13 protein-coding genes are annotated in these 15,757 nt (G+C 46.6%); 7 read left to right on the forward strand and 6 right to left on the reverse strand.

Features of this window, described 5'->3' with window-relative positions; translation table 11 throughout:
* Position 1 precedes the first annotated feature (1 nt).
* A complete protein-coding gene (locus QUB06_RS22415) occupies positions 2-256 on the forward strand; it encodes a DUF6737 family protein (protein ID WP_333244344.1) in 255 nt (84 codons plus the stop codon).
* Between the two features lie 286 nt (positions 257-542).
* On the opposite strand, the gene carB is transcribed toward QUB06_RS22415, so the two are convergent.
* From carB to QUB06_RS22430, 3 genes are all read right to left on the reverse strand, one after another.
* Entirely contained in the window at positions 543-3,854 is a 3,312-nt protein-coding gene (gene carB, locus QUB06_RS22420) for a carbamoyl-phosphate synthase large subunit (RefSeq protein ID WP_333437167.1), read from the reverse strand.
* A gap of 751 nt (positions 3,855-4,605) precedes the next feature.
* Positions 4,606-4,845 (reverse strand): hypothetical protein, encoded by a 240-nt coding sequence (locus QUB06_RS22425; protein WP_333437143.1) that lies wholly within the window; start codon positions 4,843-4,845, stop codon positions 4,606-4,608.
* 94 nt (positions 4,846-4,939) lie between these two features.
* Entirely contained in the window at positions 4,940-5,065 is a 126-nt protein-coding gene (locus QUB06_RS22430) for a hypothetical protein (RefSeq protein WP_333437144.1), read from the reverse strand.
* Between the two features lie 431 nt (positions 5,066-5,496).
* Here QUB06_RS22430 and QUB06_RS22435 point away from each other — a divergent pair, with 431 nt between their 5' ends.
* The 4 genes from QUB06_RS22435 (at position 5,497) to QUB06_RS22450 (ending at position 8,942) form a co-directional block, all read left to right on the forward strand.
* Entirely contained in the window at positions 5,497-5,754 is a 258-nt protein-coding gene (locus tag QUB06_RS22435; protein WP_333040861.1) for a hypothetical protein, read from the forward strand.
* Positions 5,747-6,970, forward strand: coding sequence for a murein transglycosylase A (locus QUB06_RS22440; protein ID WP_333437145.1), 1,224 nt, complete (start codon positions 5,747-5,749; stop codon positions 6,968-6,970). The genes QUB06_RS22435 and QUB06_RS22440 overlap by 8 nt, the downstream gene beginning before the upstream one ends.
* A gap of 152 nt (positions 6,971-7,122) precedes the next feature.
* Complete coding sequence (locus QUB06_RS22445; RefSeq protein WP_333437146.1) at positions 7,123-7,830, forward strand: tetratricopeptide repeat protein; 708 nt, start codon at positions 7,123-7,125, stop codon at positions 7,828-7,830.
* Between the two features lie 224 nt (positions 7,831-8,054).
* Entirely contained in the window at positions 8,055-8,942 is an 888-nt protein-coding gene (locus QUB06_RS22450) for an ROK family protein (protein WP_333437147.1), read from the forward strand.
* A gap of 151 nt (positions 8,943-9,093) precedes the next feature.
* On the opposite strand, the gene QUB06_RS22455 is transcribed toward QUB06_RS22450, so the two are convergent.
* The 3 genes from QUB06_RS22455 to QUB06_RS22465 form a co-directional block, all read right to left on the reverse strand.
* Entirely contained in the window at positions 9,094-9,516 is a 423-nt protein-coding gene (locus QUB06_RS22455) for a hypothetical protein (protein WP_333437148.1), read from the reverse strand.
* A 483-nt stretch (positions 9,517-9,999) separates the two neighbouring features.
* On the reverse strand, positions 10,000-11,658 hold the full coding sequence (locus QUB06_RS22460) for a CTP synthase (RefSeq protein ID WP_333437149.1): 1,659 nt from the start codon (positions 11,656-11,658) through the stop codon (positions 10,000-10,002).
* 106 nt (positions 11,659-11,764) lie between these two features.
* Positions 11,765-12,721 carry an Rpn family recombination-promoting nuclease/putative transposase gene (locus tag QUB06_RS22465; protein ID WP_333437150.1) on the reverse strand — a complete coding sequence of 319 codons (957 nt, stop codon included), beginning with the start codon at positions 12,719-12,721 and terminating at the stop codon, positions 11,765-11,767.
* A gap of 30 nt (positions 12,722-12,751) precedes the next feature.
* Between QUB06_RS22465 and QUB06_RS22470 the strand changes: the two genes are divergently transcribed.
* Together QUB06_RS22470 and QUB06_RS22475 are read left to right on the forward strand one after the other, a co-directional pair.
* Positions 12,752-12,976: a hypothetical protein gene (locus QUB06_RS22470; RefSeq protein WP_333437151.1), complete on the forward strand. Its 225-nt coding sequence runs from the start codon at positions 12,752-12,754 to the stop codon at positions 12,974-12,976.
* A gap of 45 nt (positions 12,977-13,021) precedes the next feature.
* A complete protein-coding gene (locus tag QUB06_RS22475; protein ID WP_333437152.1) occupies positions 13,022-15,526 on the forward strand; it encodes a VIT domain-containing protein in 2,505 nt (834 codons plus the stop codon).
* Positions 15,527-15,757 lie beyond the last annotated feature (231 nt).

Here is a 15,757-nt window from a genome sequence, read left to right on the forward strand (position 1 = left end):
TATGAAATCTCTTTCTGATAAAAAACTTTCTAATCAAAAAGCTATTAGTCCTTGGAGTTACAAACCTTGGTGGTGTCAGCCTTGGTCGATTCTTTTAACTGGTACTAGCCTAATTAGCGGTAGTTGGTTTTTATTAAAAACTGTTTGGATAACTGTTTTAGTCGCGATTCCTTTATTAGCCTGGATGGGTTTTTTCTTGTTAGTTTGGCCGAGGTTGATGCTGTCTAGCGGAGTTTTGGATTCCGATGCAGATTAGGTTTTGGTGACGCGCACCTTATGTTTAGGGTAAGGTGCGCGACCATTGGTGTCAACTTAACATTAAACCCTCAATCCGGCAGGGTTTGAAACAACAGCCTCAAAGCGAAAGTCCTCGCTATGAGGACTAATGAGTTCTTCAGTCCTCTTTGAGAGGACTTTCGCTATAAGACAGGGAATTCATTCCCTGGCGGAGTGCCGGGTGAGCGAGAGGACTGGCGGACTAAAAGCTTAAGTTGACACTAATAGTGCGCCCTGCACACCCTAAACATAGGGTGTTTCTCAGTCTAGGTTTGCGGGTAATAGTCTTGAATTGCTTTTACTTCCATCGGGTGGGATTTGAGCGATCGAATTCCGGCTGCTGTCGCTTTGGCACCGGCTATTGTGGTAATAATCGGGATTTTGTAAGTCAAAGCTGTGCGGCGGATAAAGATTCCGTCGGCCCGGGATTCTTCGCCCGAAGGTGTGGTGATAATTAGTTGAATTTTCTCATTCTTGATCGAATCCAACAAATTCGGCCGCCCTTCGTGCAGTTTCAATTCCAAATCTACCTGTAAACCTTGCTCTTGCAAAACTTTGCGTGTCCCGTGGGTTGCGACTACTCTGAAACCCAATTCTAAGAATTCCTTGACAACGGGTACAACTGCTAGTTTGTCCCGATCGCGCATCGAAACCAGCACAGTTCCAAACAGCGGCATCATTTGTCCCGCGCCGAGTTGAGCTTTGGCAAATGCTTTGCCAAAATCGGTGTCAATTCCCATGACTTCGCCGGTCGATCGCATTTCTGGCCCTAACAAAGTATCAGCGCCCGGAAACTTAGCAAAGGGCAATACAGCTTCTTTTACCGAAACATGAGTGGGTATAATCTCTTCAGTAAAACCCAAAGCTTCTAGAGTTTTGCCAGACATGACTCGCGAGGCCATTTTTGCTAAGGGAACTCCGATCGCCTTGGACACAAAAGGCACTGTTCGAGAAGCTCGCGGATTAGCTTCCAAAATGAAAACTTCTTCCCCTTGAACCGCAAATTGAATATTCATCAACCCGATAACTTTCAGCGATTTTGCTAATTCTACAGTCCAGCGGCGGATTGTTGCCAAAGCTGCATCAGAAAGCGTTTGGTAAGGGATAGAACAAGCAGAGTCGCCGGAGTGGATTCCCGCTTCCTCGATGTGCTCCATAATACCGCCGATCGTCACATTGCCAGTAAGATCGGCGATCGCATCTACATCCACCTCGATCGCATTCTCCAAGAACTTATCAATTAAAATCGGATGATCGGGTTCTACCAGGACGGCATAGGTCATGTAACGTTCCAATTCCGTATCGGAATAAACAATTTCCATTGCTCGCCCGCCCAACACGTAACTAGGTCGCACCACGACCGGATAACCAATCCGTTGAGCTACTATTAAAGCATCCTCAAAACTCCGGGCCAAACCGTTAGCAGCTTGCTGAATATCCAATTCCCGCAGAATCTTTTCAAATCGCTCCCTGTCTTCAGCAGTATCAATGGAATCCGGCGAAGTTCCCCAGATTTTTGTTTGTACATCGGGGTGATTTTCCAGAGATTTTTGTAAAGGAACCGCTAATTTCAGAGGCGTTTGGCCGCCAAACTGAATAATTACTCCCTCTGGATTTTCTGCTTCGATGATGTTGAGAACATCTTCTTTGGTTAGCGGTTCAAAATACAGGCGATCGCTCGTATCATAATCCGTCGAAACCGTCTCCGGGTTCGAGTTGACCATAATAGTCTCAAAGCCGTCTTCTCCTAGGGAATAGGAAGCGTGACAGCAGCAGTAATCAAACTCAATTCCCTGTCCGATCCGGTTCGGGCCGCCACCTAAAATCATCACTTTTCGTTTGGTAGAAGGCAAAACTTCCGACTCCGGCGCGAGACTGTGGCCTACAGGCGAAACTTTCTTTTCTTCATCGCCCAATTCCCAAATTGCCGCTCCCGCTTCGTAGGTGGAATAATAATACGGTGTAAACGCTTCAAATTCAGCGGCACAGGTATCGACTGTTTTGTAAATCGGAATTACGCCTAACTGTTTGCGGTAAGCGCGAACTTGATCTTCCGATGTTTTGGTGGCGTAAGCAATTTGGCGATCGCTAAAACCCAACTGCTTTACTTCAAACATTGTCTCTTTTGTCAACTGTTCCAACCGCGTTCGTTTCAAGAACTTCTCAGTTTCCAGCAATTCCTGCATTTTATCCAAAAACCAAGGGTCGATTGCTGTGAACTCGAAGATATCTTCCACCGACATTCCCATCATCATCGCGTGGCGAACTGTAAAAATGCGATCGGGATTTGGCGTCCGCAATCCGGCGCGAATTTGTTCCAAACTCGGCAACTTTTCCGGTTTGTCGCACCCGAAACCCGCGCGGCCTGTTTCCAATCCCCGCAGGGCTTTTTGGAAGGATTCATTGAAGCTGCGCCCGATCGCCATTACCTCCCCAACAGACTTCATTTGCGTTGTCAAAGTCGGTTCGGAACCAGGGAACTTTTCAAAGGCAAATCGGGGAATCTTCGTCACCACGTAGTCAATTGTCGGCTCAAAAGACGCCGGAGTTTTCTTGGTAATATCGTTGGAAATTTCGTCTAGGCTGTAACCTACCGCTAATTTGGCCGCCATTTTGGCAATAGGGAAACCAGTTGCTTTCGAGGCCAACGCGGAGGAACGGGAAACCCGAGGATTCATTTCAATAACGATGAAATCTCCGTTGACAGGATTGACGGCAAATTGAATATTGGAACCACCAGTTTCAACTCCGATTTCGCGAATAATTTTCACCGAAGCATCCCGCAGGCGCTGATATTCTTTGTCTGTGAGAGTTTGCGCCGGGGCGACGGTGATAGAATCCCCGGTGTGGACGCCCATCGGGTCGAGATTCTCGATCGAACAAATAATCACCACATTATCTGCCAAATCTCGCATTACTTCGAGTTCGTACTCTTTCCAACCAATCAAAGATTGTTCGATCAAAATTTGCGATACTGGACTGGCATCAATCCCGCCTTGTGCCATTTCTTCAAACTCTTCTTGATTGTAAGAAATGCCGCCTCCCGTGCCGCCCATCGTAAAAGCAGGACGAATAATTAACGGATAACTGCCGATTTGGTGACCAATTGCTTTGGCTTCGTCGAGAGTGTTGGCAATTCCCGAAGGGCAAACGGCGACCCCAATTCGCGCCATCGCTTCCTTAAATAATAGCCGATCTTCTGCCATTTCAATTGCTGGCAACTTAGCACCAATCAACTCGACGTTGTATTTTTCTAAAACGCCATTTTTAGCGACTGCCACTGCTAAATTTAGCGCCGTTTGACCGCCCATAGTCGGTAAAACTGCTTGAGGTCTTTCTTTAGCGATGATTTGTTCGAGGATGGCCGGCGTTAGAGGTTCGATGTAAATGCGATCGGCAGTTTCCGGGTCTGTCATAATCGTTGCCGGGTTGGAATTCACCAACACTACTTCAAAACCTTCTTCTCGCAAAGCTTTGCAAGCTTGTGTCCCTGAATAGTCAAATTCGCACGCTTGACCGATAACAATTGGGCCGGAACCAATAAGAAGAATCTTTTTTAAGTCTTGACGACGGGGCATAGGTTCGTAATTAGTAATTGGACAAGGTGGAGGATTAATTTGATATTTTGCATCAGTCTTAGAAACAGGCTTTCTAAGCTGTTCCCCCCAAAGCTTACTCAAAATAGTGCAAGTTTTGTTGTTAATTTGAAATTGTGCACCATTCTCAGCATTTTGGAAGCAGAACCTCGCAACTCCGGCCCACAGACACCCCCAGCTAACCAGAAATATTGATGAGAAAAGGGTGCAGTCGATCGGTAAATCAAGACTATTTTAAGTGTTGCGGTCAAATCGTGTTCTAAAATACACAATCCCTGTATTCCGCCTGATTAATCATTGTAGAGACTTCGGCCAAGGCGTGTCCTGACTGTGGGGAACGGATAAAATTAACGGGGTTGGATGATGAAATTTCCCGTAGCACGGGCGAGGGCGGGACGCCATCGCCCTCGGAGGATGTGACAATCACAGATCCAGCCATGTAGCCGGGGCGATGGAGGACACGGCAATACCTTGTGCAAAGCGTGTCAACTTAAGCCCATCGTCCGCCAGTCCTCCCACCCGCCCGTCAGTCCGCCAGGGAATGAATTCCCTGTCTAATAGCTAAAGTCCTCTCAAGAGGACTAATGAGTTTAAAAGTCTTCTTCTGAGTCCTCATAGCAAGGACTTGAGTTTTGAGGAAGGGGTTTCAACCCCTCTCGGACTGCGGGTTTAACGTGTTTGTTGACAGGACGAAAGGCAGGGTGTCGTGTCCCTACCGTATTTCATCCTATTTTTAGGCTTTGCGCGATCGGCGAATGAGTACGCTTATAACTTGTCCCGGCTTTGCACCTCGCTGTGGCGGACTCCAATCCCCGACGGCGGCAAATCCCAGTCGGTACAAGGTGTGGATGGTTTCTAACACGGCTGCGCGGGAACCGACAACCGTTATCCGCACGACTTCCTGTTCCGATACTGCTGAGGCGTCATTTGGACGATCGGAAAAGTTATCGTCAGGTACGAATTCCTGTGACATAATATGGTCTCCTGGTTTTTGGTTTTCTAGGAAAACCCAAAAACCCAGCCGCCCCGCACGTTAACACAGAGCAGGGCGGCTACAGAGAGTGTTATCATACTCCGTTAGCCTCCAGACTGCTGCTATCAGTTTGGCGGTTAGCTGTCCATTGCTGTTGGTAGCAGCTTTGGGCAGTGCAACTAGATTTTTGAGCGACGTGGGCTGCTTCCTCTTTGAGCAAAGCAGCCTTAATTTCACAGCGTAGCCGCAGATGGGGGCCGCCGTCAATCGATTTTAGATTTTAGATTTTAGATTTTAGATTGAGATTTTCCTCCTGCAACTCAATCGATTTTAGATTTAAGATTTAAGATTGAGATTTTCCTGCAACAACTCTCTGGTCTCTCCCACCCTCCCCTTCTCCCACTCTCCCACTCTCCCCCTCTCCCCCTCCCCCCCTCTCCCTCTCCCTCAATCCAACCTACTAGATGAGGGAATGCGCCGAGGAAGAGGTAAAATATGGAATCGTTCCAAAAGCTTAAAATCAAAAAACTAAAATACAGATATGCCTAGAACACAAGTGCGAATATTCCGTGCACCTGCTGCTTGATGGCAACCACATCAATTTTAGATTTTAGATTTTAGATTGTACTCCAACAACTCTTCCTATCTCCTATGCCTAGAACTCCCAGCGAATATTCCGTGCACCTGCTGCTTGAAGGCGGCCACCGCGAAGAAGTGCGTTTCGCAACGCTGCAAGATTTTCAAAAGTGGTACAGCAGTACACTGGTGCCGAAACAAGATTCAAGAGAATTTCTTAACGTCCCGATCAAAAATATTCAAGGCGAATACATGGTAGTTCGGCCTACCAGCGTTCTCGCAATTCGCGTAGAACCGATATTTACTTCTAGCGTCGAACGATTCGATGAATAAGGAAAATAATCAATTCAGTAGGGAAGATTGGAAATTGAGCAAGATTTTTCGCTATCAGCTATTAGCCATCGCCTGTTGCGTTTTGGCGATCGCTTTTTCAGTGCCCGCAGTTGCAGTTCCGTCGCTGCAACCCATTAGTATCAATCAATTGCAAGCTGGCGAGGCGGATGATCTCGCCTTTGACGCTCAAATCTGGGGCGAAAATGGCAAACCGGGCGATAAAGAATTGCTGTTAAAGTCGATCGACCACAGCCTCCGCTATCTCAATACATCGGCCGCCGCCACTGCTTACAGCCGCTATCCAGTAGCAGGAGTTACGCGCGATCGAGTTAGGCGTTCTCTCGATCGATTTCGCCAATTAGTTGTCAGTTCCACAACCCCAGCACAACTTCAGGAATCTGTCAAGCGCGAATTTGTATTTTACAAATCCACGGGCAAAGATGGCAAAGGAACAGTCGCATTTACGGGTTATTTCGAGCCGACTTACGCAGCATCTCGCACGCCTAATTCCGAATACCGTTATCCCCTGTACCGGATGCCGCCAAACATGGCATCTTGGCCGAAACCTCACCCGACAAGATTGCAATTAGAAGGCGCAGATGCTTTGCAGGGAAGCAAAGGATTGCTGCGGGGATTAGAATTAGTTTGGTTGCGCGATCGATTCCAAGCATTTCTCGTGCACGTCCAAGGTTCTGCGAGATTGCAGCTAACAGATGGTAGCGTCATGACAGTCGGTTTTGCAGGCAAAACCAGTCACAGTTATACAGGTGTCGGGCGAGAATTAGTTAAAGACGGAAAGTTTACTTTAGAAGAGTTAAATTTGCCGAAACTGAGGGAATATTTCACCAACTTTCCCGCAGATATGAACAAATATTTGCCGAAAAATCAAAGCTTTGTATTCTTCCGGGATAGTAATGGAGTTCCAGCCACAGGAAGCATTGGAGTACCCGTAACTGCCGAAAGGTCGATCGCCACCGATAAAGCTTTAATGCCCCCCGGCGCACTAGCATTAATTAGTACAAAACTCCCTTATCCGAATGCGGCGGGACAACTCGAACAAAACGCCGTGAATCGCTACGTTTTGGATCAAGATACTGGCGGTGCAATCAAAGGCGCGGGGAGAGTTGACGTATTTATGGGAACGGGAGATTTAGCGGGCGATCGGGCCGGTTTTATCAACTCAACAGGAGAACTGTATTATCCGCTTTTAAAGTAGATTAATTCTACTTTATATGATTGTTTGCTGTGGGTCGAATCCCGGACACGGCACGGCGCCGTGTCCATACAGATATCGCCGGCAATCAATATGTAATCTATTTTTGATAATTGCTATAAAATAGAAAATACCCCACCCTCCCAACGTCACAAATGCTCAACAAAATTCTGCAATTCTTCAAACGCCTATTTCAGCGAATATTCGGAACCCCAACCCCACCCACCCCGCCGGGAAATACCGCCATCCGCCCCACCCTAACTGACGCGGAATACGAGTCGAAATTCATGGAAATCCTGGAAGGGGTGAATGCCGGCTGGAGTCGCGGGGATGTAGCGGGATTCTTAATCGCAAAACGCCTTAAAGATGGTGAATTGGCGGCTTGGTTGCGACGGTTTGGGACTCGATTGTTTGACGAGGGCGGGCACGGGGGCACCGCCCCTACGGATGCCGTGGCATCGTTTCAGGAATTGGCGCAGCGGCTGGTATTGTTAGGTAGAATTGCCAGCGGGGAATTGTCAGAGGTGGCGAGGCAAATTGGGCGGGAGATATTGACACGGTTTCCGCTGCCGGAGGTTGAGGAGGAGGATACAAAGGGGAGGGTGATTGAGGCGGTGTTTGTTGGGAATGGTTTGGGTTTTTCTGGGGAAGTGAACCGCACAGGCGCTGAGGCTGCGGAGGCAGAATCGGAAGTTAATGTAGATGCTGAGGCGTGGTGCGATCGAGGGAATGACCAGTATAATTTAGGAAGATTTGAGGAGGCGATCGCATCTTATAACCAGGCAATTGCTCTCAAACCAGACTATCACGATGCTTTGCACAACCGAGAGGTAGCGCAACGTAAGTTAGGCGAAATTAAATAGGCTAACTGGCTTTTATATACAATTTTTACTAGGTATTGCGAGCGACATGATACTATTAAAAATTAATGGTCGTTTTCGGAACCAAATATCATACATCTAAAATAGAAGTTTGAGGACGGAAGTCCTCACTACAAACTTAATTTGTAAGGTGTGTTAGGGGCACATACAATAGGTTTATACTATTAAAATTAGTCCTAAATTATTGCATCCAAAATCCCAATCGAATGACACAAGTAATCGGCATTGACTTAGGCGGAACCGCAATTAAACTCGGCAGATTCGGCGAAGACGGTATTTGTTATCAATCCTTAACTGTTCCAACTCCTCAACCGGCAACGCCAGAGGCAGTTTTAGTCGCGATGACCGATGCTATTTTACAACTGAATCCAGTCGAAAATGCTGTAAGTGCGATCGGCATCGGCACTCCTGGCCCCGCAGACGCCGCCGGCCGCATAGCCAGAGTAGCAATTAACCTCAAAAACTGGCATAACGTCCCCCTAGCTGACTGGGTGGAAGCTAAAACCGGACTGCCGACAATATTAGCAAATGATGCCAACTGTGCCGGATTGGGAGAAGCTTGGTTGGGCGCAGGAAGGCACTTTAAAGACCTAATTTTAATCACTTTAGGTACAGGAGTCGGCGGTGCAGTTATCCTAGACGACAAACTATTTGTAGGTCATCAAGGCGCGGCCGGAGAACTAGGATTGATTACTATAAATCCCGATGGCCCGGAGTGCAACAGCGGCAATCGCGGTTCTTTAGAACAATATGTTTCCGTGCAAGCAATTCGCCGCGAAACGGGTTTGGAACCTATAGAATTAGCAAATTTAGCTAAGTCGGGAGATGCCAAAGCTTTAGAATTTTGGCAAAATTACGGGCGCTATCTGGGTATCGGTTTGGCAAGTCTCATTTATATTTTGACGCCGGAAGCTATTATTATCGGCGGTGGAATTAGTGCAGGTGCAGAATTTTTCTTGCCGCAGGTTCAATCCGAAATTCAGCAACGTGTACTGCCGAGTTCTCGCGAAGATTTGCAGTTATTGGTTGCTGAATTGGGCAATCAAGCAGGCATGGTAGGCGCGGCCAAATTAGCTTGGCAGCTTGTTCAATAGTTAAAATTTTAAAAATCAGCGCATTTTACTGCGCTTTTTTTATATCTAAAATTAGGGTGCAACCTAAGAACTTTAGCTCAAAAAAAATAAAATGAATGTGAGGAGTTACTCAACATAGTCTCCCTTCATCCTTCAATGACTAATGACTTTTTTACGGCAGAGATTGTCCAGTCGTATTTTTAATGTATTCCTGAATTTCTTGATAAGTTTCCGGGTTGCTTTGGCGCAGGATAATAATATTAGTTGCGCTGTCAGGCAGGCAAAAGCTTAGCCGACCGTTCTGTTCGCAAGCAAAAGAGCTAATTCGACTCATATCGATCGCAAATTCTTTGCGGTCATAATGAATTTTAATCCACCAGCCTCTAGAATTGCGATCGATGGTTTTTTTTAGGTAATCGAGAACTTGCTTGTAAGCCTCAGAATTGCCTTGGGGATTGAGGATAATCGGCTGACTGCTATTAGGCAGCCAAAAGGTGATACGCTTGTTATCCAGTTCGCTAGAAAAAGCACTAATAGTGTCAAGGTCAATTATGTATGTACTTTTCTCATAAGTAATTTTGCTCCAATAAGCCACAAAGCCTCCTCAAACCTGTGTTTCTTGGTATTTTAGGATAGTTTGACAACTCATACCATTTTAGATTTTAGATTTTAGATTTTAGATTGGGCATGACTGATGACTATCTGGGTTGGGAAGTTGCCTAAAGTTGCATTTTTTGGGGAAACTGGTATCACCCTTGAAATCCGTAAAAAGTTAAGTAAAAATATGAGATTTTTACCTTCTGCCTTCTGCCTTCTGCCTTCTGCCTTCTGCCTTCTGCCTTCTCCCTTGTGGTACTAGCCCCCCAGCCCTAGCATAGGGGTTGGGGGGGAGGTTTTTCACTCGTTGAGAATGCTGCCCGATATCTAGTCCGGTAAGTGCGACCCCTATCAAATCCTATTGGTCTGTTGGGTGGGTTTTGTAATGTCCATTGTCGAGGCGATTTGAATATTGTCTACTCGGAACCGCCCCTACAGACCTCTAATATATCAGAACTAATCGATCGCACATGATATGAGATCAGTTTGCGACAACTTTCCCAGCCACCAAGTCGCGACCCTCATCTTCTAAAACATCCTGCTTTCCCTGGATGCTAGCGGCCTGGATAAACCCTTGAAACAATGGGTGGGGGGCGCTAGGTCGAGATTGGAATTCGGGGTGAAATTGGCAGGCTATGAAAAAGGGATGGTTGGGAAATTCGATCATTTCTACCAAGCGGCCGTCTGGAGATGTACCGGAGACTGCATAACCTGATTCTAAGAAAAGATTGCGGTAGGCATTGTTAAATTCGTACCGATGGCGGTGTCGCTCGTAAATCACTTCTTTCTGATAAAGTTTGAAAGCTAGCGTGTCTGGGTTGACACGGCACGGATACAAACCCAGTCGCATTGTACCGCCCAAATCGACTACATCTTGCTGTTCTGGCAATAAATTAATTACCGGATTTGCTGTATCTGGGTTAAATTCAGCGCTGTTGGCATCCTGTAGTTGGGCGATGTTGCGCGCCCATTCAATCACAGCACACTGCATCCCCAAACACAATCCCAAAAATGGAATTTTGTGGTGTTTAGCATATTCGATCGCAGCTATTTTGCCGTCAACTCCCCGAACCCCAAAACCTCCCGGTACAAGAATGCCGTTGATACCTTTGAGATAATTATCGAGGTTTCCCGATTCTAAATCTTCTGAGTTAATCCAGTGTAAATTCAGGTCGCAGCCGATCGCAATTGCCGCGTGCCGCAAAGCTTCGACTACCGAAAGATAAGCATCGTTCAACCGCACGTATTTGCCAACTAAAGCAATATCAATTTTGTGATTGGGACTGTAAAGCCTGTTGACTAAAGTTTGCCACTGATGCAAATCTGGCTGGCGATGTTCCATTTGCAGCAAATTGAGCGTTTGTTGGGCCAAACCTTCCTGTTCCATCATCAGGGGTACTTCGTAGATACTTTTGGCATCTTGAGCGGTGATGACACATTCTTCGGGTACGTTGCAGAATTCCGACAATTTCTGTTTCATGCCCAAAGATAGCGGGCGATCGCACCGACAGACTAAAATATCTGGTTGAATGCCGATCGACCGCAATTCCTTCACCGAATGCTGAGTCGGTTTAGTTTTCATCTCCCCAGCCGAAGGAATCCAAGGTATCAGCGTCACGTGCATATACACAACATTTTGCCGGCCGACATCCTTGCGAAACTGGCGAATTGCCTCCAAAAACGGCAAAGATTCAATATCTCCCACCGTTCCGCCGATTTCCGTAATCACCACATCGGGATTAGTATTTTTTGCTACCCGATGAATTCGCTCTTTAATCTCGTTAGTGATGTGCGGAATCACCTGCACCGTGCTCCCCTGATACTCGCCGCGGCGTTCTTTGTTGATCACCGCTTGATAAATGGAACCTGTGGTGACGCTATTGAGGCGAGACATGGAAGTATCGGTAAAACGCTCGTAGTGCCCCAAATCCAGGTCAGTTTCCGCACCGTCTTGCGTGACAAAGACTTCTCCGTGCTGAAACGGGCTCAGAGTGCCGGGGTCAACGTTAATATAGGGGTCTAGCTTCAAAATCGAGACAGAATAGTCCCGCGACTTTAATAGGCGGCCCAAGGAAGCACCGACAATTCCCTTGCCGATGCTGGAAACCACGCCGCCAGTCACAAACACAAATTTGCTCATAGGATTTTCGACTTTAGATGTTTCAATGTCAGGTCAGACTCAAATGTGACATAGGTAATCCATAAGGGCAACCACGGGGGATTGCCCCTACACCCATTTGACCAAATTATTGACGATTGTTATGTGCTTGCAACCAAGTTGTCAAATCTGACACGCTGGCAAAGTCTAATAGTGCCTCTCCTAGATTCTGTAATTGCTGAGCGGATAACTGAGCGATGCGGGTTTGAATCTCCGGCGACAGCAGGCCGACACTGCGCTCCAACTGACGAACAATTAATGTCACATTTCCTTGTTTGATACCTTGTTCGATGCCTTGTTCGATGCCTTGTCTGATTCCTTGTTCTATCCCGATTCTGGTAGCTTTGGTAATTGCCCCTCGCTGGTCTTGAATAAAAATTTCTCGCCTTTCTAAATCTTCCAATTCATCAGGATCGAGATTTGCTTCATTGGCAATTGTAAAAGCTTTGCGGAGTTCCGGTACATTTCCCAACTCTTCCGGCACAGACCTTAACGTGCGAGCGGTTTTCATGAAATATATCCACTTATCAGTCAGAGTCTCTAATTCTGCTAAAGTCTTGTCAAATTTGGGCAACTCAACAAATACAAATTCTAATTCATCCGCCAAATACTCGACCAGATTGTTTTTTTCTTTGATACAAAACCGCGAAATTACTGTTTCCAAATGCTCAAACATTTGGAAATCTGTAATCGTCAACGCAATCACGGGATTTAAGAGGTTGTAGTTTTCTCCGCTTTTCAATTGCACTGAGTAAGCTTTGGTAGCATTGTATAAAATCCGTTTTTCAAAGGATTCTACATTCAATACCTGCATTTCAATTATCACTGTTTTGCTGCCACTAATTTTAGCTTTGACATCCAAGTAAGTATCTTTGACTCCTTTGATTTTGGGAGCTAAATAAGGGTCAAGAATTTCTAAATCTTCGATGACTGGCTGTGCTTCGTAGAGGATGGCATTTAAGAAGCTAATCAAAATGTCTTTGCTGTCAGCAGAGCCGAAGATTTTTTTAAATGCAAAGTCGGTTTTGGGGTTAATAAAATTCATGGCTTTTTCAATTTATTAGAGCTTGAGAGGTTGAGGTTAGAGTTATTTAATTATTTAACTATCATACAATCTTCTAGGTTGGGTTCGCGGACGATCGCCCCAACCGACATCACCCCAAGACGGATGGAAGCCCACAGCAGTCTAGACAAAAGTTCCAGTCCCCCATTAGCGCCTGTGGAATCAATCTACAATCAGCCCTACGCCCTTGGTGATTTTTCCCAGAAAGGTAACTCAGGAACGTTTCGCGAAGCGTAAAGTCATGGTAAACAAAGCACCTCAAGTCTGCTAAAAAAAACAGCTATGAAGTTTGTCTGCGTTCTATCCCCTCAACGGTTGCTTTCTACTGGTATGGCATTGCTCGCTGCGATAGAGTGTGGCGCGTGGCTTGCTCCCCATGCAGCGTGGGCAAAAGATCCTGCGGAAAATTATTCGTCTGTGTCGCCGAAAATCCTCGCTAGTAACGATGTTAATTGCAATGACGGACGATCGCCCGAAACTAGCTGTCGAGTCGGCGGTTTGTTCGTCAAAACTCCCAATACTACCCCAGAACAAGTCTTTCCTCTCAAGCAGACTGAAGTTAAAGCCAAAATAGCTGGCAATATCTCCCGCGTCGAAGTTGTTCAGAAGTTTGAAAATCCTTTTCCTGAATCTATAGAAGCTGTTTATGTATTTCCTTTGCCCGACGAAGCGGCGGTGGATGATATGGAAATTAAAATAGGCTCACGAATTATTAAAGCTGATATCAAACGCCGCGAGGAAGCTTTGGAAATTTACGAACAAGCCAGAAAGCAAGGCCGGAGTGCGGGTTTGTTGGAACAAGAACGCGACAATATTTTTACTCAGTCTCTGGCTAATATCAAACCAGGAGAAAAAATTGAAGTTACGATTCGCTACACGGAAAGTCTCAAGTTTGCCGGCGGCGATTACGAATTTGTGTTTCCAATGGTGGTTGGGCCGCGTTATATTTCGGGAAATCTGACCCCCCCCAACTTAGCAAGGGGAGGCTATAGTTCTGGTGCCGATCGCATTAACCCGCCTGTCTTGCCTCCTGGAAGGCGATCGGGTCACAATATTGCTGTTTCGGTAGAAATAGATGCCGGAGTTGCGATCGGCGATGTCCGCTCTACTTCCCATCAAATTACAACTCACCGCAGCGGCAATATTGTGCAAGTCCAATTAGCCAATTCAGACACAATTCCCAATAAAGATTTAATTCTGCGCTATCGAGTCGCGGGCGAAAATACTCGGGCAACTATTTTAACTCAATCCGACAAGCGGGGCAGTCATTTTGCTACTTATTTGATTCCGGCTTTAAACTACAAAACTAATGAAATTGTACCCAAAGATGTCGTGTTTCTGATAGATACTTCTGGTTCTCAGCAGGGCGAACCGCTGAGCAAATCTAAGGAGTTGATGCGCCGCTTTATTCAAGGGCTGAATTCCAACGATACTTTTACTATTATTGATTTTGCAAATACTGCACAAGCGCTTTCAACAAATCCTTTAGCAAATACGGCAGAAAATAGAGAAAAAGCAATTAATTATATCGAAAAGTTGCAGGCTAACGGTGGCAGTGAACTGCTTAATGGCATTCAAACAGTGATGAATTTTCCGGCGGCGGCAACGGGAAGGCTGCGGAGTATTGTACTAATTACTGACGGTTACATTGGTAATGAAAATGAAGTGCTGGATCTGGTTCAGCAGAGTCTGAAACCAGGAAATCGCCTTTATAGTTTTGGTGTCGGCGGTTCGGTGAATCGGTTTTTGCTCAACCGTTTGGCGGAAGTGGGAAGAGGTACGTCTCAAGTAATTCGTCAAGATGAACCATCAGCAGAAGCAGCAGAAAAGTTTTTTCGTCAAATTAATAGTCCGGTATTGACTAATATTCAAATTAGTTGGGAAGGAATGGGGGAAAAACCGGAGATTTATCCGATCGCACCCCCAGACTTGTTTGCGAGTGGGCCACTGGTTTTGTTTGGCAAAAAGACCGATCGAACTAACGGCCAACTTCGCATTCGCGGCACTCTGGCGGGCGGCAAAACTTACGAGCAAGTTTTACCGGTTAATTTTGCTCAATCCGGCGGGCGGCAGCGGGAGTCAACTTCTGTCACAGCAACCGCTACGGATTTTGGCAATCCGGCGGTAGCTCAACTTTGGGCGCGATCGCGCATTAAAGATTTAATGAATCAAATGTTTGGTGGCGAGACTAAATCTCTGGTGGAAGCTGTGACTAATACTGCTCTGACTTATCGCTTGCTGTCGGAATACACGGCTTTTGTGGCTGTGAGCGAAGAAGTGCGAGTCGAACCAGATGGATCTCGTCGCCGCGTGCAAGTGCCTGTAGAATTGCCGCAGGGTGTCAGCTATGAAGGTATTTTCGAGTCGGGAGCGGCAGAGCCAACTAGAGGCGGCACTCGCAGCGTTACCTCGACTCCCCGCCCGGCACCGGTGAGTCCAGCTCCTGCTATGGCGCCGCCGCGAGGTTACGGTGAGTTGCAACCATCGCAGCCAAAGGCTTCTCGCCTCCAAGTAGTTAGCGCCGAAGGGTTCGATGCCGGGGCGATCGCGGATTTGACTCAATACCTGCAATCTGTTCATCTCCCGGCGGGGGTTAGCGGTGAAACGGTATGGAAGTTATTGGTACAAGACGGCCGCGTTGCCCGATTGGCGATCGACACTAAAACCTCGACGCTGCAAGCAACAGACGCCGTAGAGGCTCTCAAGAGGGCCTTGAGTTCCTGGCAACCTCCCGCAGGATTCAAGGGCACGCTGCGCTTGAAGTTGCGAATTACGGTTGAGCGTTAAGGAAGGACTATCTATGTCACAAAACATTAACTTTTAATTCAAAAATACCGAAAGGGCGATCGCTACCGCGTGGAAGATATAAAATCTTTATTAAGAGATTGCCTTTAAACAGAAAGTGATGTTATTGGGATTTATACCGTTTGAGGCAAACGCTGGAACAGTCTAATTTCTGAAACAGTCTAATTTCTGAAACAACCTTAAGATTAGAGATTTCTCGATCGAAACCCCCCC

Source organism: Microcoleus sp. D2_18a_D3, assembly GCF_036702455.1.
GTDB lineage: Bacteria > Cyanobacteriota > Cyanobacteriia > Cyanobacteriales > Microcoleaceae > Microcoleus.